The sequence below is a fragment of the Erwinia sp. 009765445 genome (assembly GCF_058137865.1).
Map to the genome: position 1 here is coordinate 144,958 of NZ_JBYUWC010000006.1, position 19,270 is coordinate 164,227.

The 19,270-nt window shown below is 51.3% G+C and carries 17 protein-coding genes; 10 read left to right on the plus strand and 7 right to left on the minus strand.

Going from position 1 to position 19,270, the window contains the following annotated elements; all coding sequences use genetic code 11:
* Positions 1–856: 856 nt before the first annotated feature.
* The 7 genes from AC3Y5R_RS08135 to AC3Y5R_RS08165 all read left to right on the plus strand — a co-directional run bounded on the left by AC3Y5R_RS08135 (position 857) and on the right by AC3Y5R_RS08165 (position 8,264).
* Positions 857–1,780: a DUF7164 domain-containing protein gene (locus AC3Y5R_RS08135; RefSeq protein WP_489920912.1), complete on the plus strand. Its 924-nt coding sequence runs from the start codon at positions 857–859 to the stop codon at positions 1,778–1,780.
* A gap of 167 nt (positions 1,781–1,947) precedes the next feature.
* Entirely contained in the window at positions 1,948–3,264 is a 1,317-nt protein-coding gene (gntT, locus tag AC3Y5R_RS08140) for a gluconate transporter (RefSeq protein WP_489920913.1), read from the plus strand.
* Between the two features lie 355 nt (positions 3,265–3,619).
* A complete protein-coding gene (locus AC3Y5R_RS08145) occupies positions 3,620–4,627 on the plus strand; it encodes a LacI family DNA-binding transcriptional regulator (RefSeq protein WP_489920914.1) in 1,008 nt (335 codons plus the stop codon).
* Positions 4,628–4,629: 2 nt separating this feature from the next.
* Positions 4,630–5,553, plus strand: coding sequence for a ribokinase (locus tag AC3Y5R_RS08150; protein WP_489920915.1), 924 nt, complete (start codon positions 4,630–4,632; stop codon positions 5,551–5,553).
* A gap of 54 nt (positions 5,554–5,607) precedes the next feature.
* On the plus strand, positions 5,608–7,062 hold the full coding sequence (locus AC3Y5R_RS08155) for a PTS transporter subunit IIC (protein ID WP_489920916.1): 1,455 nt from the start codon (positions 5,608–5,610) through the stop codon (positions 7,060–7,062).
* Positions 7,028–7,717, plus strand: coding sequence for a ribulose-phosphate 3-epimerase (rpe, locus tag AC3Y5R_RS08160; RefSeq protein ID WP_489920917.1), 690 nt, complete (start codon positions 7,028–7,030; stop codon positions 7,715–7,717). Before AC3Y5R_RS08155 ends, rpe begins: the two co-directional genes overlap by 35 nt.
* Complete coding sequence (locus tag AC3Y5R_RS08165) at positions 7,704–8,264, plus strand: SIS domain-containing protein (protein WP_489920918.1); 561 nt, start codon at positions 7,704–7,706, stop codon at positions 8,262–8,264. Before rpe ends, AC3Y5R_RS08165 begins: the two co-directional genes overlap by 14 nt.
* Positions 8,265–8,321: 57 nt before the next feature.
* On the opposite strand, the gene AC3Y5R_RS08170 is transcribed toward AC3Y5R_RS08165, so the two are convergent.
* From AC3Y5R_RS08170 to AC3Y5R_RS08185, 4 genes are all read right to left on the minus strand, one after another.
* Entirely contained in the window at positions 8,322–8,606 is a 285-nt protein-coding gene (locus tag AC3Y5R_RS08170; RefSeq protein WP_489920919.1) for a hypothetical protein, read from the minus strand.
* 10 nt (positions 8,607–8,616) lie between these two features.
* Complete coding sequence (locus tag AC3Y5R_RS08175) at positions 8,617–8,916, minus strand: pyocin (protein WP_489920920.1); 300 nt, start codon at positions 8,914–8,916, stop codon at positions 8,617–8,619.
* Positions 8,917–8,946: 30 nt separating this feature from the next.
* Positions 8,947–9,939, minus strand: a complete 993-nt coding sequence (locus AC3Y5R_RS08180) for a hypothetical protein (RefSeq protein WP_489920921.1) — start codon at positions 9,937–9,939, stop codon at positions 8,947–8,949.
* A gap of 356 nt (positions 9,940–10,295) precedes the next feature.
* Complete coding sequence (locus AC3Y5R_RS08185) at positions 10,296–11,375, minus strand: malate/lactate/ureidoglycolate dehydrogenase (protein WP_489920922.1); 1,080 nt, start codon at positions 11,373–11,375, stop codon at positions 10,296–10,298.
* Between the two features lie 288 nt (positions 11,376–11,663).
* On the opposite strand from AC3Y5R_RS08185, the gene AC3Y5R_RS08190 reads away from it, so the two are divergent.
* Positions 11,664–12,782: a hypothetical protein gene (locus AC3Y5R_RS08190; RefSeq protein ID WP_489920923.1), complete on the plus strand. Its 1,119-nt coding sequence runs from the start codon at positions 11,664–11,666 to the stop codon at positions 12,780–12,782.
* A gap of 9 nt (positions 12,783–12,791) precedes the next feature.
* On the opposite strand, the gene AC3Y5R_RS08195 is transcribed toward AC3Y5R_RS08190, so the two are convergent.
* From AC3Y5R_RS08195 to AC3Y5R_RS08205, 3 genes are all read right to left on the minus strand, one after another.
* On the minus strand, positions 12,792–13,433 hold the full coding sequence (locus AC3Y5R_RS08195) for a response regulator (protein WP_489920924.1): 642 nt from the start codon (positions 13,431–13,433) through the stop codon (positions 12,792–12,794).
* A gap of 52 nt (positions 13,434–13,485) precedes the next feature.
* A complete protein-coding gene (locus AC3Y5R_RS08200) occupies positions 13,486–14,946 on the minus strand; it encodes a PAS domain-containing sensor histidine kinase (RefSeq protein WP_489920925.1) in 1,461 nt (486 codons plus the stop codon).
* 199 nt (positions 14,947–15,145) lie between these two features.
* The gene (locus AC3Y5R_RS08205) at positions 15,146–15,688 is read right to left on the minus strand and encodes an RNA polymerase sigma factor (protein ID WP_489920926.1); all 543 of its coding nucleotides are present in this window, start codon (positions 15,686–15,688) and stop codon (positions 15,146–15,148) included.
* Between the two features lie 300 nt (positions 15,689–15,988).
* Between AC3Y5R_RS08205 and sctW the strand changes: the two genes are divergently transcribed.
* Both sctW and sctV read left to right on the plus strand, forming a co-directional pair.
* On the plus strand, positions 15,989–17,140 hold the full coding sequence (gene sctW / locus AC3Y5R_RS08210) for a type III secretion system gatekeeper subunit SctW (protein WP_489920927.1): 1,152 nt from the start codon (positions 15,989–15,991) through the stop codon (positions 17,138–17,140).
* 12 nt (positions 17,141–17,152) lie between these two features.
* Entirely contained in the window at positions 17,153–19,261 is a 2,109-nt protein-coding gene (sctV, locus tag AC3Y5R_RS08215) for a type III secretion system export apparatus subunit SctV (RefSeq protein ID WP_489920928.1), read from the plus strand.
* The last annotated feature ends 9 nt before the right edge of the window (positions 19,262–19,270 follow it).

Sequence of the window (19,270 nt, forward strand, 5' to 3'; positions counted from 1 at the left end):
CAATTAACAATCAAGCTACATATTCGGTGAGAACAGCCTGAGCTATGCCGGAATTTCATCGAAGGATTGATCCTGAGACCAATTCAGGAGAAGGAGTAGTCACAGTAATGGTGTTCCGGGCTATAACAGCACAAATCTTTGCGATGAATTGTTTCACCGTCTCGTTAAACTATTTATCGCAAGTGTTAAATTGAGATTGTAATTTGATGCCAGTGTGTAAAATAATTGGTATTTTAACGGTTTTTATCCTCTGACAGGATTTTACAGAACGTTAAACAGCTGTGATCCTGAATGAGAGTCGTATCCGGACCGGTGATGTATTCTTTACCAGCTATAACTTTTTGGCTTAATGCTCGCGCGAATAAACGCACAAAATGGAAATTAATCGCCAGAATACCCCTTCGTTCTGTGGTGATGTTATTTTAATGTTGCAGCATGGAAAATGTGGGTTTAAATATTGCAATATTGATTGTTATCATCGGCCAATGGTTGCGCCAGGCAATCATTCCCTGAGCAAATTACTATAATTGTTAAACCAGAAAAACGCATTTTGATTCACTGTGAATCATTTTGTTACATTTATGCGGAGTTTAAGCTGGATTTCCTTGTTTGATGTCAAAGTATGGTTCGGAGATGTGTGGTGCATGAACCGCATTGCGGGAGAGGAAGAGAGGGCACTCTTTTTAACATAAGTGCAGTTTTATCTGGCGTATGTGCAGACATAATGTCGCGCAATGAGTATTGGGGCAAAATAGCGGGAATGGTAAACTGGCAGGCAGGAGTCAGGAACATTTTCTATCTGCCAGCTTATTCCAATAAATGTTCCTGAAAAAACATGGCGTTTCAGGAGCATAATATGGAAATTAGAAATTTTTTAACAGACGACGTCAAATCCCTCGGCATTATGGTCTATGTCGATAATTCCCCCAAAATGTTGGAAGAATTCAGCTGGTTGCATAAAAGCTGGATTTACAGCGGCTGCTACCACACGTCTGATTTGCTCGTGGTACACCATCCTGAAGTGGAAAAAGATCTCCCCAATGAGCCGGGAATTATCCTTATCCCCTGTCTGCCAAAAGCGGTGGCAGGCACACCTTTTGATGATTATCACTTCTATAATTCAATTGGTTGTCTTTCCGGGGAGCATATTGATGCCACTGCGGCTCAGTATGAATACCTGTTGAGAACGGATGCCGATGTTTTTCTTACCCGCCATCTTGCTGATTTTCGCCCCAGCTTTCCGGTTCACGGACGCGGGCTTTATCACTCCAGCGACGATTTTAAAAACAATATGCTGAACTTCTGCCAGCGACATGGCGTTAAGCATTACTCCTCTTTCGGTTGTGGAAGCTCTCTACTGGCTTCTTCTGACCTGATGCTCCCTTTTCTGCGCCGACAAATCCACTGGTGCCAGGTACTGCTGGAAGAGTTTGGTAAAGATGAAAAGAACTGGGGGAAATGGCCGGGCTGGTTCCGTGGGGTGACGACGATGTACGCAGCAGAAATTGCCGCGAATGAAGCCTACTGGGAGATGCTGTATCGCGGGCGGGAGCGCATCCTCGATGTCGAGAGCGATCTTGATGAACTCATTGATTCTATGACACTCCATATCCATGCGGTGACCACTGACAGGTGCTTTTCTAAATATAAGTTGCGCGAAGGGCAGTATCAGTCGGTTGATCCTGACGCGCTCGATCGCAGCCGTATTCCACAATATTGTCAGTGGCTGGCGCTGGCAACGGTTGAGCAGGTTAAGCAGGAAGTGCGCTATCCCTGGTAGCAGGAAACGTGCGCCGGTGGCCGGAAACGGCCATCTGTGTCAAAAATTTGATCTTCATCTCAAAATGTAAATTCCCCGTTAACAGGGTATTCCCGGTGTGGAATGTTACCGCTAACATGTTCCCGGTAACATAAAAACAATAATTCATCCCTACCGGAGAAAAATGTATGCCATTAGTCATCGTTGCGATTGGCGTAGTGCTGTTACTGCTGCTAATGATCCGCTTTAAGCTAAATGGCTTTATTGCCCTAATCCTCGTCGCGCTGGCGGTCGGTGTGATGCAGGGAATGCCTGTCAATAAAGTGATCGGTTCCATCAAAGCCGGTGTGGGCGGTACGCTCGGCAGTCTGGCGCTGATCATGGGCTTTGGTGCCATGCTCGGCAAATTACTGGCTGACTGCGGTGGTGCACAGCGAATTGCCACAACGTTAATCAGTAAGTTTGGTAAGAAATATATTCAGTGGGCGGTGGTTCTGACCGGTTTTACCGTGGGCTTTGCACTGTTCTACGAAGTGGGCTTTGTGCTGATGCTACCACTGGTGCTGACCATTGCGGCGGCTGCCCGCGTCCCGTTGCTGTTTGTCGGTGTGCCGATGGCGGCAGCGCTGTCAGTGACTCACGGCTTCCTGCCTCCTCATCCAGGCCCGACGGCAATTGCCACCCTGTTCCATGCCGATATGGGGAAAACTCTGCTGTTCGGCACGCTTCTGGGGATCCCGACGGTAATCCTTGCCGGACCGGTTTTTGCCCGCTTCCTGAAAGGCATTGATAAGCCAATCCCGGAAGGGTTGTACAACCCGAAAACCTTCAGTGAAGCAGAGATGCCTGGCTTTGCGGTCAGCGTCTGGACTTCGCTGGTACCGGTCGTGCTGATGGCGTTGCGGGCGGTTGCTGAAATGGCGCTGCCAAAGGGACATGCGCTGTTGCCGTATGCCGAATTCTTCGGTGACCCGATAATGGCAACGCTGATTGCCGTGCTGATCGCGCTGTTTACCTTCGGTCTGAATCGCGGCCGCACTATGGATGAAGTGATGGGCACCCTGACCGACTCCATCAAAATTATTGCGATGATGCTGTTGATTATCGGCGGCGGTGGGGCGTTCAAGCAGGTGCTGGTGGATGGCGGCGTGGACAAATACATTGCAGGGATGATGGAGGGCAGTTCAGTCTCGCCAATCCTGATGGCGTGGTCCATTGCGGCGGCCCTGCGTATCGCGCTTGGCTCGGCGACCGTTGCGGCAATTACCGCAGGCGGAATTGTCGCGCCAATCATTGCCACTACCGGGGTCAGCCCTGAACTGATGGTGATTGCGGTGGGGTCGGGCAGCGTGATTTTCTCGCACGTTAACGATCCGGGCTTCTGGCTGTTTAAGGAGTATTTCAACCTGACCATTGGTGAAACCCTGCGTTCCTGGTCGGTACTGGAAACCATCATCGCCGTGTGCGGCCTGATTGGCTGTCTGGCACTGCAGGCAATGCTCTGACACTGAATGGCCTGCAGACGACGGGAAATCTTGCCCGTCGTCTGCAGATTTCCCTCAGGTCTATTCTGCCACTTCAATGACGTTATCCCTCTGACTCCTTCGCTGCTTAATCCTTCTTTGTTCACTGCTGTTTTTTTAGCCTGATGACGTTAATAAACAACGTAATTCACTCTGCCAGCCTGCTCACTATTCCGCTAGAATTGTGATGGGCGTCCAAAGATCAACTGAAACTGAATTATTCATGTCTTTTCAATCACTTATAATTCAAAGGGTTATGTTGCTTCGTGACCCCGATCACGATTGACAGCGTTTATTGGGTTGTAATAAGTTTTACGTAACCGGTTACGGAGAAAGAATGGCAAATATTAAAGATATCGCGAAAAAGGCTGGGGTATCAGTAGCAACCGTTTCACGGGTTATTAACAATAAAAGTGATGTCAGCGAGACAATGCGGAAGTACATAATGAAAATAATGGATGATGTGGGCTATGTCCCTAACGCAATGGCTAAAAACTTGTCGCATGGACGATCAAATATGATTGCCGTTATGCTGCCAACACTGAACACGCCTTTCTTCTCTGATCTGCTGACTGAAATAGAAGTCGAAGCCAATAAAAATGGTTATAATATTATGCTGTTTAACAGCAGTGACAGTCGGGAAAAAGTCGATTTTTATCTGAATTCGATGAAAAGTAATTTTGTCTGCGGTGCCATTATTAACTCATTGGTGATCACCAAAAAAGATATTGATGCGCTGGAAAAAAGCGGTATCCGCACGGTGACCGTTGACCGTACTCCGGATGCTCATGCATTTTCATCGATTAAAGTGGAACATCAGTTGGGGGGGCAAATCGCTACCCGCCATCTTATTGAATCAGGTTGCAGAAAGCTTCTGATGGTCTCTGGTCAGCCCGATGACAAAATTGCCCAGCTTCGTTCGCTGGGCTTTATACAGGAAAATAAAGACAGGCTGGGCTGTGACAGTCCGCAAATCATTCATGGTGATTTAACTTCTCCGGGAGGATATTCAGCTATGCTGGGTTTCCTTAAAACTTCCGGGAAGTGCGACGGTGTTTTTTGTGCCAATGATGCGATAGCTTTTGGCGCAATTCGTGCCTGTGCAGATTACGGATTAAATATTACAGAGGACGTTATTTTTATCGGTTACGATAATTCATCACTCTGTGAATACTACCTTCCCGCTATCAGTTCGATCGATCAGCGGTTAAAAGAAGTCGGTGTTTTATCCGTTAAAACCATTATTGATTTGATTCAGACTGAATCAGAGCCCGTGCATCTCACCGTTTTACCGCAGCTGGTGAAACGGGAATCAACCCTAAGGGGTAGCAAACTCCAGGAGTGAATATGTACGATATCGTCGTGATGGGCAGTATTAATATGGATGTCATTGTTGAGTGTAACGGCTTTCCCAAAAGTGGAGACAACTCATTCTGTAAGTCAATCAGAATGGCCGCCGGGGGAAAGGGGAACAATCAGGCTGTGAGTGCTGCCTGTTACGGCAAAAAGGTGTGTTTCATCGGCTGTGTGGGCAATGACGACCCGGGTCGCCAGCTGCGCGAGAACCTGCGTAAACACAGCGTTGATGACCGATTTGTTATCGTCTCCGAAGATCAGGGCACTGGCTCCTGCGTGGCCATTATTGAACCGTCTGGCGACAACACGCTGATCGGCAATAATGGCGCGAACTTCTCATTTGGCGCACAGGAAGTGGGTCAGGTGCTGGAGCAGGTACAGGCTAAAATCCTGCTGGTACAGATGGAAACCAGCAATGAGTCGGTACTGGCGGCAATGCGTATCGCCAGAGAGAAAGGGATGTTTGTTATTCTTGACCCGGCTCCGGTGGAGGGTATTAATCCGGAAGCCTTCCCCTGGGCCGATCTGATATTACCGAACAGCAACGAGACGCAGCACATTACCGGGGTCAGCGTGCATGATGAAACCAGCGCCCTTGAAGCGGCGAAAATCATTCACTCCATGGGCGTAAAAAACGTTGTGGTGAAAATGGGTGGCAATGGATGCCTGCTGTATCAGAATCACCATTCCCTCTTTATCCCCTCATTAAGCGTTAAGGCCGTGGATACCGTTGGCGCAGGCGATTGTTTTGCCGGTGCACTGGCAAATTATCTGATTGATCACTCTGGTGACCTTGAAGGTGCAGTCCGTTTTGCTCATGTGGTTGCCGGGATTAAAGTTTCCCGCTTCGGTGGCCATGATGCTATCCCGGCCCTTGAAGAAGTAAAAGCAGTATTCGAAGAAACGACTTTCTGAATTAATTTATCGCCAATATCTCAATAAATTCTCCATCGGGGAAGGATGGCTTATATGTTTTCTCAGCTAAATAGCTGGTTTGGCGCCTTTATATTATTGGGCGCACCGGTAATGATGTTTATCATCATTACATTATTATCTCTATTATTCAGAGTTAAGTTATCCCGTGCTCTGGAAGGTGGCATTCAAATGGGTGTTGCCCTGACGGGAATGGGTGCTGTTATTACTTTATTAACGGGAGCATTTGCCCCTGCGCTGAATAAGTTTGTTGAATCAACAGGGGTATCACTTTCTGTGACCGATTTAGGCTGGGCACCTCTGGCAGTGATTACATGGGGTTCAATCTATACGCTCTACTTTGCGTTGGTTTGTATCATCATTAACGTCGTGCTGCTGTCTTTTAACCTGGTCAAGACACTGAATGTCGATCTCTTTAATATCTGGAATCTTTCAGTTATTGGCCTGCTGACGCTGTACTGCTCCGATAATAATATGTTCCTGACCACGGCAGTGGTCGCGGTGTTATATACGCTGATGCTGATCAATTCTGATGTGATGCAGCCGCAGATCAAAAAGCTGCTGAATTACGATGAGAAAAGCATTACCACTACCGCTCATCCATCATTGCTGATCTCTCCTCCGGTGCTGATCGTTAATGAAATCATCAGCAAGTGTATCCCCTTCATTGATAAATATGATTTCGACGCGGAAAAGCTGAATCAGAAAATAGGCTTCTGGGGCAGTAAATTCGCCATCGGAGTTTATCTGGGGCTGTTTGTCGGCCTGCTGGGCAAGTTACCCGCCAGCGAACTGTTTACGCTGGCCTTTACTGCCGGTGTGTCGCTGGAGCTTTTCAGCCTTGTTGGCAGCTGGTTTGGCCCGGCGATCGCTCCGTTGTCGGAAGGCATTTCCTCCATTATGGAAAAGCGTTTTCGTGGCCGACAGATTTTTGTCGCCATCGACTGGCCAATACTGGCTTCAAGGGCTGAGCTGTGGGCCGTAGCCAATATCCTCGCCCCGATCCTGCTGATTATCGCCATTGTTTTACCGGGTAATGCGGTCCTGCCCGTCGGCGGCATTTTACTGACCGTGCTGGCACCAGCGCTGCTGGTGATTACTCAGGGCAAAGTGATCCGCATGACGCTGATTGGCACCGTGTTGATCCCGCTCTTTCTCTGGGGCGCCACGCTGATCGCTGAGTTCGTCACCAAAACCTCCATTGCGATGAACAGCTTTCCGAAGGGGCTCTCCCATGACCAGTTGTTCTCCTCGGTGGATTCAGACCCGCTGGAAAAAATGCTCTCCGTGCTGATCGGACGGGCAACCGCGTCCATGGATATTCCGCTGCTTGCCATGTCAGCCGTGGCTGTTGTGGCTTATCTCGCCATGTTCATTTGGTACTTCGGCCGGATGAAAAAAATCAATCTTGCCCGTTTCGCCGCAGTGTCCGGCGAGAATTATAAGGAGGTTCGTAATGAAATTACTCGGAGCGTCACTGATGGTCGCTGATTTTCTTCATCTGGGTTCGCAGATTGGCGAGCTGGAAAAAGGAAATATCGACTTTTACCACATTGATATCATGGACGGACAATTCGTCGACAACTTCGCACTGAGCATCGATTTTATCAGGGTGATCCGGCCGCTGACCCAACGTCCAATCGATGTTCATCTGATGGTGGAAAAACCTGAGCGCTATATTGATGCGGTGGTCAGCGCGGGCGCGGACATCATCACTGTCCACGCCGAAGCGACCACGCATTTGCAGGGCGTGCTCTCTAAGATCCGTCAGCATAATGTGAAGGTTGGTGTGGCGCTGAATCCTGCCACGCCGGTGCAGTCGCTGGAGTATGTCGCCGATCTGATTGATGTACTGCTGATCATGACGGTAAATCCAGGGTTTGCCGGGCAGAAGTTTATCGATCCGATGGTGGATAAAGTGGCCTTCGCGAAGCGCTGGCTGGAGAGTAAAAACAGCAAGGCACTGCTGGAAGTGGATGGCAATATTGGCGGCAAGCCTATGCTGCTGTGTGAGCAGGCCGGAGCGGATATGTACGTGCTGGGCACCAGTGCGCTGTTTAAGAAAGAGGGCACGATTGTCGGGAATCTGCATGAAACCCGTCGCCAGATTTCGCACCGCGAGGAAAATGCGCATGCCGGATCGTGATTTTTTCTCCAGCTCAAAGCATGTGGTGGAGGAGCTTTCCACCGTCTTTAACCAGCTCGATGCAGACAGCGTTGAGGACTTTATCAGCGCAATGCTCGCAGCGGATAAAGTGCTGGTGGTGGGAGTAGGGCGCGTACGCATTGCCCTGTCAGCTTTTGTGAAGCGGCTTAACCACCTTGGCATTCCGGCGTGGCTGGTTGGCGATGTAAACGAGCCGCCGATTACCGACCGCGATCTGTTGCTCATCGGCTCGGGATCGGGTGAATCGATCTTCCCGAAAAACATTGCGATTTGCGCGAAGAAATATGGTGCCACGCTGGCCCATCTGACCTCTTCACCGCACAGCAGTATTGCGGAAATGTCGGATGTGGTGGTGGATTTTCACTGCGGATCCAAAAGCTGCAGCGGCATTCACTCTATCCAGCCAATGACCACGCTGTTTGAACAGTCGCTTTTGCTGTTTGGCGATATGATTTGCCTGCAGCTGATGTGTCGTAAGGGGCTGTCGGTGGAGCAGGTTTCCGGTCAGCACGCTAACCTGGAGTAGTAACGGAAAACCCGGCCTGAGGCCGGGTTTTACTATTCGCTTATAAGGAATAATAAATTATTTTATAAGATATTTATTATTCTCCATAAAATCAGGTGCTATCCAGTTAGGTCCAGCTATGTAACCATATTTACCGTCTGAGGTTATTTTTCCTTCATCCTCAAGCTGTTTTGTTACATTAATTAATAAAATGTTGTAAGACTCATATTTCTCTTGGGCTTTATGCATATTAAAGAAGAGATCCATTGACGGAAAAGACATTCCTTTTTCTTTATACCCTAAAAGAAATAGGATGACGTCTTGCATATCTTCTTTTATTACAATTTCATCAAAATCAAACATTTATTTTACCTCAAAATTTTTGTGTTGATTCCAGTGCATCTGGAGTGTACATAAGCGTGTGGTCTGAACTCAACTTATAGTCTTCTAAAGTGGCTGTATGGGTGTTATTCCAAACTTCATCTTTATTTTTAGGTATCTCACCATCTTTAATTCCTAAGTTTCTGTATCGTTCTAACTCTCTGATTTCATGTGTGTAAAATCGCTTATCGGTATCGGAAGTATCCAGATCGCCTTTAAGAATTTTTTCCAGCCGTTCTAACATAACCTTGTTTTCAGGTGAATCGCCAAATCGTCCTGTATGAACTTTCACCTTATCCACACCTTCACGGTCAATTTCGGCTCATCTCCAGTCCAGATTTTGAATCGGACCGCCTGCATTGTCAGTGTTGTAATCCCGGCCGCTGTATTCGCCTTTCGCATTGGTTTTTCCATATGGCTCATTCAACATCACATAGACCGGCTCCACGCCCGTCTCGCTGTCGTCAAGTTGCCAGTAAATAAAATCCCGCAGGTCTTCTTCAGTACCTGGTGTACTTACATAGCCACGAACATAATCTTGAGGCTCCAGCCCAACAGAGGCTAATGCTTCATTTCTGACTCTATTTTCTTCACTGGCTTTAGCTAATGCATCGTAATATGCGGAAATCGCCTCAGCTTTAGCGATCATCGCTTCTGCCTCAGCCTTCATTCTTGCATATGTCTCTGCCTCAGCTTTTGCTTTGGCTTCAGCTATTGCTCTGGCCTCTGTTTCGGCTTTTGCTCTGGCCTCTGCTTCAGCTTTTGCTTTGGCCTCTGCCTGCGCCTCTTTTGTCGCCTGTTTTGCTTTCCTAATTCGTTGACCAGACTGAGTGCTGTTCGCTAATTTTGCATTGTCAGCAATGGTTTTATTCAGTGCTGCGATACGTGTATCGGAAATATCCTCCTTATAGGAAGCACTGCTGCCCGCGGTGCTGTTACTGCTACTCGACCCCTTACCACTATTACCATAGTCGTGCAGCAGATCTGCTGGTGCCGGACCTAAGTTAATTCCTCCTGGTTCGAAGTCATTTAATTCTTCAAATCCCACGGATAATAAAGATGATACGCCAATAAGATCGCCATCTTCATTGATATAGTAATAGTTGAAAATACCTGGATCGATACCAGCCGTACGGGAAATTGCATCTGCTCTGTCACGCGGAACGTTCTTTAATCCGTTATTTCCCTTTGTATTGCCATTACCTGAAGTTGAAGAACTGTCGCGGTCACCTGCATGTTCCTGCGGGCCGTCTCCGCCAGGCTTAGAGCTGCTTCCTCCATCGGCGGTTACATTCATAGTCCCTTCGTCACTCATGTCACTCTCCTTTTATTTTTAAATTACTCCATCTTAACGACCTTCATATCGCACAATGTCTAATTTGGTTTTGTGACCCATGTAGAATAAAGGTTTTTTTAGAATTGTAGCGATTTAATTAATTGAACGGGCATGGTGTTATTTAAACTGCCTGTGAATAAGATGTTTGTGGCTTGTTGTTAGTTAAGTAATTGTCGTTAGCTGATTGGTTTTTATTTTGACGTTTATGGAGTGCTCGGTAGTTTAAATTTTACGGAAGGTATTTCAGCGATGAGGTGAAAAATATTTTTTGAGCTGTTTTCAATGCAAAATTCTCATTTTTTTAACAAACCCGGCCTGAAACCGGGTTTTCAATATTAAATAAATTCCGCCAGTTCACTCTCCGACATGCCAGCTTCACGGGCGACAGCCAGAATTTGTTGCCAGGTATTGGCATCAACCGGTATGCCATCCCGCAGCCGTTCTGCCCGCTGTGCCTCTTCAAATTCACCCGGAACCTGAATCGGCTGGTCATCTGCCTGCGGTGAGGCTTTCACCCAGTCGATAAAGGCTTCAGCTTCTTGCTGCATTTGAGGGGCATCAAAGGCTTTTGGATCAAGAATGATGGTGGTCATGCTGTTAAAGATGGCTTCCATGCTGGTCTGCAACGAGCTTTGGTGCGTGGTCTGGCCGCCGGATAATGCCCCGCCGAGAATTTCACACATTACCGCCAGCCCGTAACCTTTATGTAGCCCAAACGCCAGCAGCGAGCCGTAGGGTGTTTCGTGCATCACCGAGGGTTCGACAGTTGGTGTTCCCTTATGGTCAATCAGATTGCCCGGTGCTACCTGCACACCTTTATTCCAGGCAACGCGGGTTTTTCCATAGGCTATGCCGCTGGTGGCGAAATCCAGCAGCAGGGGAGGCTGCTCTTTACGGGGGAAGATGGCGCAAAAAGGGTTGGTCCCGAAGCGGCGGTCACTGCCATGGAACGGAGCGACCATCGGATCGCCCACCACGTTAACAAAATGGAAGGAGATCAGCCCTGCACGGGCACACTGCTCGGCCCAGTGGCCAACACGGCCTATATGGTGAGTGTTGCGCAGGGCAATCGCGCACATTCCCAGCTGTTGCGCACGTTCAATACCCAGCGACATCGCTTCACAGGCTGCCACCTGACCAAACCCGTTATTGCCGTCCACCGTCAGTACCGCACCCGCATCTTTTACCACCTGCACATGCTGGTTCTGCTGCAGATGGCCCTGCTGGCGTGAAATCATATAGCTGGGGATCATCCCGACACCGTGCGAGTCGTGTCCGGCCAGATTAGCCTGCACCAGATGGTCAGCCACCAGGCGGGCTTCCTTCTCGCTGCTGCCTGCGGCACGCCACAGCGTCTGTACCAGCCGGGTAAGCCTGTCGCTGTCGATTCTTATTTCACCCTCGTTTTGTCGCATGTTTTTTTCTCCATTCACTCCATGTTTACTGTTTATTTTTAAACGAATAATTGCTCACTGTCGTGGCAATCGTTGAAAAAAACGTGGGCTGAAGGGCTGGGGTTCCATTAACGGAGTTGCTAATAATTCCCCAAAATAAGTATACTATCATCTTGAAATACTTTGATTTTTTGACTAAAGCCAAATTTATGACGGCGATAAAAAACACCCTCCTTGTTAAGGCAAATTTGCCACATTTCAGGCGCAGGTCAGCCGGTACTTTGCTTATCCTTTGGGGATTGACGCAGTATGGAAAGTGAACACAATGAAGCCATCCCGACGGTCCCCGAACTGTCGCTAAAGGGGATCCCCTCGGAGATCCTGCGGCTGGGCAAACGCCTGGCGGATACCAAATACCAGATTGATATGCTCGGCAAAACCGGTTGGGGAGAGCTGACCGGTAACCTGCATGGTCTGGAAGCCAGCGGTGAATGGGATGGCCCGGATGATGCGCTGACCTTCTTCAGTAAAATTTTCCCCTTTGCGATGCTGCCTGCACAAACCGAACCGCTGGGCGTATTTCAGGTGCCCACTGAGCGGGTCATTGCCCGCAGCTGGCGCTGGTGGCCGGAACACCTCAGCGGCAGCAGCGAAGAGCGGCTGAGGGAACATCTTGCCAGCCCGTTCGCTGCCGAAAGCACATCCTGGTACTTTCTTCCTGCGCTCGGCGTGCTGCTGGCGGGGCAGGGACAAAGTCGCGTCAACTACTGCCGCCAGCGGCATATCCCCGCCATTACCGCGCGGGTCAGCAATCTGAACTATCCCCCGGCCGACCGCTTCCGCCTTTATCATGTTAATAAAGGCATCTCGCGCCAGAGCTGGGTGGTGCTGAACAATCGCTATCTGCAACCGGTGCAGTGGCCGCGTATCACGCTTCCGGCGCTGACAACTTATGGCGTACACAGCGCCACCTGGCCGCTGACTTTTCCGCCTATCAGCCGTATTTTTGAAGAGTTGTACCATCCACAGCCTGCGGAAGATTTTGTTGTACCCTGTGTCGATCTTGAAGCGGTAAAAGCAAAAATCCGGGCAGAGCAGGAGGCCGAAAGGCGCGCCGTCAAGCCGGTGAAAATGGCGCTCAGCGAGATGGACATCACCAATATCTGGCCGGTCAGCCTGACGCTCTCCTTCTTCTTTATTCTGTCGCTGGTGGTGGCGGGATTAACCGCCGGAGAAGGGTGGGCGGGCTGCATCAGCCTGCTGGTCTGTGGGATGGCGGGCAGTCTGCTGCTGTTCCTGGCGACGCCGGTCTTCCTGGTCAGTAAGCGCCATCATCGTCAATGGCAGCCGGAAGTACCGGAAGTACCGGAAGAACCGCTGCCCGTTGAGCAAGCAACGACCATTAAAGAGCCACCGCCAGAAACCTGACGGCAGGCGCTACTGCACCAGATGATGGCTGATGGCGTACTTAACGATATCGGCATTGCTGGAAAACTGCATCTTATCCATCATCCGCGATTTATAGGTACTGACGGTTTTATTGCTGATCGACAGCGCATCGGCAATGGCGTTGATTGTTTCGCCGTGTGCCAGCATCAGCAGGATCTGGCGCTCGCGGGTGGTCAGCGTTTCATGCAGGGCGCGGTTGCCGTTCTGGTATTCGGCAAACACAATTTCCTGCGCCAGATCGTGGTCGATATATCGCGATCCCTTTGCCACGCTGCGTATTGCCGTTAACAGCGCATCCGGATTTTTATCTTTGGTGATATAACCCAGCGCACCACAGTTCAGCACCCGCCGGGCAATCTGCGGCTCGTTGAACATGCTGAGCACCAGAATCGGCAGGCTTTTGTACTGTGAATGGATGCGATTAATCAAATCATCCCCGCTGATCCCGGGCATGGAGATATCCAGCAGAAGCAAATCCAGCCCGCCCAGCCGCAGCCGTTCGAGCACCTGGCTGCCATCACCGGCTTCACCCACCACTTCAATATTTTCATCCAGAGCAAAAATCTGCTTCAGTCCCTCACGCATTAGTGCGTGGTCATCGGCAATCACTAACTTAATAACTTCATTCATCCTGTTTCCCTGGTCGGAGCCCTGGTAAACGTACAAGCATAGTGGCTAACTGTTACTGTCTGGCTGTCAGTGGCAGCGTCAGCTCCAGCTGTGTCCCTTCCCCGGGGTGGCTGGTGATGGTCACCAGGCCATTCAGCATATCCACCCGCTCTTTAATCCCCATCAGCCCGAACGCATCGTGGCGCACGTTCTGAGTTTTAAACCCTTTGCCGTTATCGCGTACCTGTACCACCACTGACTCGCGGCTGGTCTGCACGATAATGGAAACCTTGCTGGCCTGCGCATGGCGGGAAATATTGGTCAGCGACTCCTGTACCACGCGGAACACCGCCGTCACGGCCTGATCGCTGAGCGCTACCGGTTTATCTTCCGGCACGATCAGCATGCAGCTGCAGCCGCCGTTTTTGACAAATTCATCGCGCAGCCACTCCAGAGCGGGCACCAGCCCCATATTCAACATATTTGGCCGCAGGCGCGTGGAGACATCCCTGACCACCTGAATGGTGCTGTCGATCAGCGTCATCAGATAATTCACCTGCTGCGTGACCTGCTCCGGGCTGCCAGCCTGCATACCAATCACCGACAACCCGGCGCGTAAGCTGGTAAGGTGCTGGCCCAGCTCATCATGGATTTCACGCGCCATATGTTTGCGTTCCTGCTCGGTTTGCTCCTGCTGATTGCTTGCCAGCAGGCGTAGCTGGTGATGGGCGGCGCGCACTTCATTTTCCACTTCCCGCAGGCGGCTGATATCACGGCCCACCGCCAGAATGGTGACCACTTCGCCTTTCAGATCGTACTCCGGCACGCAGCGAACATGCAGCACCATTGAGCGATCGCCAAAACGGGCCTCCAGCTCCGCCTCGCTTTTTTCACCCCGCGCCAGGGTGTTGGAAACCAGCCGGAACAGCCGCATACCCACCTCATCAAAGGGGATGGTGTCCGTTAAGCGCCAGCCGCGTGCCTGCTCTTCGCTGCAGCCAATCAGCTCCAGCACCAGCGGGTTGGCGTACAGGCAGCGCATATCGGTATCGAAGCGGGCCATCAGATCGGGGGAGTTCTCCACCAGCGTGCGGAACTGCTGCTCCTGTTGCAGATAGCGCTCGGTACGCTGCTTCAGCTCACGGACATCGCGCACCACGCAGAGCACCAGAGTCTGCCCCTGGTGTTCATAAGCGCTGGAACTGACCTCCACCGGAATAATTTCGCCGCTGCGCATCCGGTGTTGCGAAGTGAAGCGGATCCCTTCCGGTCGCAGGCTCAGTTTCCACCACAGCGCGGCGACATCCGGATCCTGCAATTCTCCCTCAATATCGGCGTAGCTTAATCGTATCAACTCGCGATATTTATAACCCAGCATTTCGCAGGCTTTATTATTGAGATAAGCCAGACTGGCATCCGGCGCGACTAAATAGATGGCGTCATTGACTTTGTCAAGGGCAAAGTCAGGCAAAATAGCCCGCCCGTCGTGAGGGATTTTAGTCACATTAAAGCTGAATATTTCAGAAGAAAGCATTTCTCTCTCTGATTGTGCATAAATGGATGTGTGATAAGCATATATTATTACCGCTTACCCGGCGGCACCTGGAATTTTCCCCATCAAGGAACAATTACAGCAAATATTTCCTCTGGTGACTATCCATATTCATCTGAAAATTGAGCTACCACGCAGATAAATAAATTGATCGCGCTTCAATCTGAAAAATTAGCTTTGTTCAGCTTATTGTGCTTTTCAGTGCCTCCCTGACGCGGGAGAGGCGGGATTTTACCGTACCCAGTGGAATGTCCAGCGAGGTTGCCACGTCCTGGTAGCTGCCATTGCGTTCCACCAGGATGGAGAGCATCTGGCGGGTGTCTTCCGGCAGTTTATCAATGGAATGGGCCATTACGCTGAGCAGTTCATCATTGGCGATGATGTCGCTGGGATCGCAATCATGAATGAGTTCCAGCACGTTATCTTCGTTAAGGCTGTCGAACAAAAAACGGTTCTGATGGGTTTTGTAATAGTTGCGGATCAAATTGGCGGCGATGCCAAACAGCCAGGTTTCCGGGCGGGAAGCTCCTAAAAACTTATGACTGTTGCGCAGCACTTCCACGCAGGTCATTTGCGCAATATCTTCCACGTCTTCCCGGTTGGAGACGCGCTTACGAATAAAATTATGCAACTTGCGATTCTGCTGACAGAGGATCTCCTGCCATAAAATAACGACCGCTGCTTCAGGTGAAAATGACAATTCTGCGGTTGAAGAAGTTAACATTGACTCGCTCCTGAAATTAATTAACAGCCTGCAGAGCGTCATATAGCAAGGAATGTGCCAGGCGAAAAAAATGGCGTGAGGCGGGGTTATTCCAGTATTTTTTATTTTACTTAAGAATTATCTGAGACAAAACATGGCCGTAATCGGGAAATAGCTGTGCAACTTTTAACACTAATAACGGAGGTTTAAAGTTTCAGTAAAATCACACATTTTAAATACCAGTTATCCATTTTTTTATTCGGGAACTTATTGTCCTTTGCCGCCACGTAAGAGAATCGCGAAATCAACCACGAGTGCGCAATGATAAAAGTTCAGTCCTCACTTCAGTATCAGCAGGCGATGGCAAAAACGCTGCTTAAGCAGGATGTCCCGTCTTCGCGAACGGCGGGCGCAGACGTGCGTGCGCGACCGGTGAATACTCAGTCGGCCGCAGACTCGCTGACGGATTCGCTGGAAGAGATCGGCATGATGTTCAGCGAAAAGGTAGAGAAGAAAACCAAAGGGCTGAACCGGCGGCAGATTAATACCCAGCATCTGCGCAGCAATTGTGGTGCGGTGGAGCGTATCGAACGACTGGCTGAACTTTATCAACTGCTGGACGGACAGCAGCAGGATCGGCTGGAAACGCGGCTCAGTGCGCTTAAGGGCGTGCTGAATAAAGGGCCGGAACCGGAGGCCGACGCGCTGGTCGAGGCTGCTGATAACGACCCTGCACGCTGCGATTTGCTGTTGCGGATGACCCTGCGCGAGGCTGACCGTAGTGGTGACACGCAAACCGCCGCTGCGGCCAGTCACGGGCTGGACGCACTGCATGAACATTATGGCGATAAAGTGCGGGCGGGGCTGAATACCGCCACGGCGATTGCCAGCTTCACCACCGACCCGACCGAAAAGCAGTCGATGCGCAACCTTTACTACCACGGGATCGTCAAGCACCAGTCCGCTTCGGTGATCCTCGATAGCCTGCTGGAGCGCTTTGGTCGTGAGCAATTTATGCCGGGCCTGCGCACTCTGCAGCGCGCGCTGGCAGAAGATATCGCCTCGCTGACTCCCTCACTCTCTTCCCGATCGCTACACAAAATCCACCTTGGTCTGAGCGAGGCCGGGCAACTGACTCAGCTGATTGCCGACAGTGACAAGCTGCTGGATCGGCTGCGCGCGGGTGGCAAAATTCCGCCTTCCGCACTGGGAGGGCTGGATATGACCCGCCGGTTGCTTAACGTGGCAGAAACCGGGTTGCAACCCCGGGACATCACCTCAATCGGCAAAGAGTACGCCGGAGAAAAACCAGCGGCGCAGATGCGCTTCCTCAACGGTCTGCTGCCGCTGATGAACGATATGCCGCTGATGCTATGGCGCGACCGCAAAAACCGGACTGAAGCGTCGAATCTGCTGCGTGGGGTGATCACAATGCTGGTCAATAACGAGAACAAAGCAGCGGCGAAAGGCTAGCGGGAGAAGGGTATGAACAGCATGTTTCTGGTTCTGAATCGCATCGCACTGGGCGCCATGCAGCGCTCCGAAATTATCGGGGCGATGTTCGCGATGGCCATTGTTTTTATGCTGATTATCCCCCTGCCGCTGGGGCTGATTGATACCCTGATTGCCGTGAATATCTGTCTCTCCTCGCTGCTGGTGGTGCTGGCGATGTACCTGCCGAAGCCGCTGGCATTCTCCAGCTTCCCGGCGGTGCTGTTACTGACCACCATGTTCCGCCTGGCGCTCTCTATTTCCACCACCCGTCAGATTCTGGTACAGCACGATGCCGGGCATATCGTGGCGGCGTTCGGTACCTTTGTGGTGGGCGGCAACCTCGCGGTTGGGATGGTGATGTTTCTGATCCTGACGGTGGTTAACTTCCTGGTGATCACCAAAGGGTCGGAAAGGGTAGCGGAAGTGGCTGCCCGCTTTACGCTGGATGCGATGCCGGGCAAGCAGATGTCGATCGACAGTGATTTGCGCGCCGGCCTGATTGATGTCAATACCGCCAAACGTCGCCGTGTCGACCTGGCGAAAGAGAGCCAGCTGTTCGGGGCAATGGACGGCGCAATGAAATTTGTGAAGGGCGATGCGATAGCCGGGCTGGTGATCCTGTTTATCAACCTGATCGGCGGCTTCAGCATCGGTGTGATGCAGCTGGGCATGCCTGCTGGTGATGCGATGCATAGCTACTCGGTGCTGACCATTGGTGACGGTCTGATTGCCCAGATCCCGGCACTGCTGATCTCCCTGACGGCCGGGATGATCATCACCCGCGTATCTTCCGACAGCGACACCAGCGAGGATAACAACATTGGCCGGGAGATCGCCGAGCAGCTGACCAGCCAGCCGAAAGCCTGGATCCTCTCCTCGATGGGCATGTTTGGTTTTGCGCTGCTGCCAGGGATGCCGACCGGCGTGTTTATCATGCTGGCGGTTCTGACGCTGGCGACCGGCAGTTTTCAGGTCTGGCGGGCGAAAAGGGTGCTGGTGTCGAACCTGCCGCAAATGGAAAATGAGGTGATCCCACCAGAGCTTAACGGCACCGAAGATTTACGCCAGTTCAACCCGACGCGGCCCTATCTGCTGCAGTTTCCCAGCAGCGCACGCGGCATGGCAGAGACGCTGGAGCTGGTGCAGGCAATCCGCCGGATGCGCAACAGCATCGTTTATAACTACGGCTTTACTTTGCCCGCTTTTGATATCGAGTTTCAGGACGCGCTGCCCGCAGATGAATTTCGCTATTCGGTCTACGAAATCCCACGAGTGATCGGCACGTTCAACGTTGATCTGCTCGCTGTCAGCAGCAAAGATCATCCTCAGCTGGCGGAAGAAGAGGGCGTGGTTGCCGGAATGGATACCCGCCGCGAGAGCGAGCTATTGTGGCTGCCAGCCGGCCATCCTCTGTTGCAAAACGAAGACGTGCCGCGCTGGAATTTCCATGACCTGCTGATGAAGCGCATGGAGAACGCCATCCACGCCAGCGCCCCGCATTTTATCGGCCTGCAGGAAACCCGCGCGCTGATGGGCTGGCTGGAGACAGAACAGCCGGAGCTGGCTCAGGAGTTGCAGCGCGTGATGCCGATTGCCCGTTTCTCCAGCGTGCTGCAGAACCTGGTGGCGGAACGCATTCCGCTACGCTCGGTGCGGGCGATTGCCGAGGCGTTAATCGAGCATGGTCAGCACGAACGCGTTATCAGCCTGCTGACCGACCTGGTGCGCATCTCGCTGAAGGAACACATCTGCTATCAGTACACTCAGGATGACGGCCTGCACGTCTGGCTGCTGACCCCGGAGATGGAAGAGCAGCTGCGCGATGCGCTGCGCCAGACGCAGAGTGAAGTCTTCTTTGCCCTGACCCAGGAACAAAACATGGCGATCCTCGGGCAGCTTCGCGATGCCTTCCGGCCTGAGAATCCGGGCATCGCGGTGCTGCTGGTGGCCCAGGACCTTCGCAGTCCACTGCGCGGTTTGATTCAGGACGAACTTCACCAGGTGCCGGTGCTGTCATTCGCAGAGCTGCAGTCCAACTTGTCGATCAACGTTGTCGGTCGTCTGGATCTGGACGAGTCCGTCGAGTCCTTTGATGCTTAAGGAGTGGGT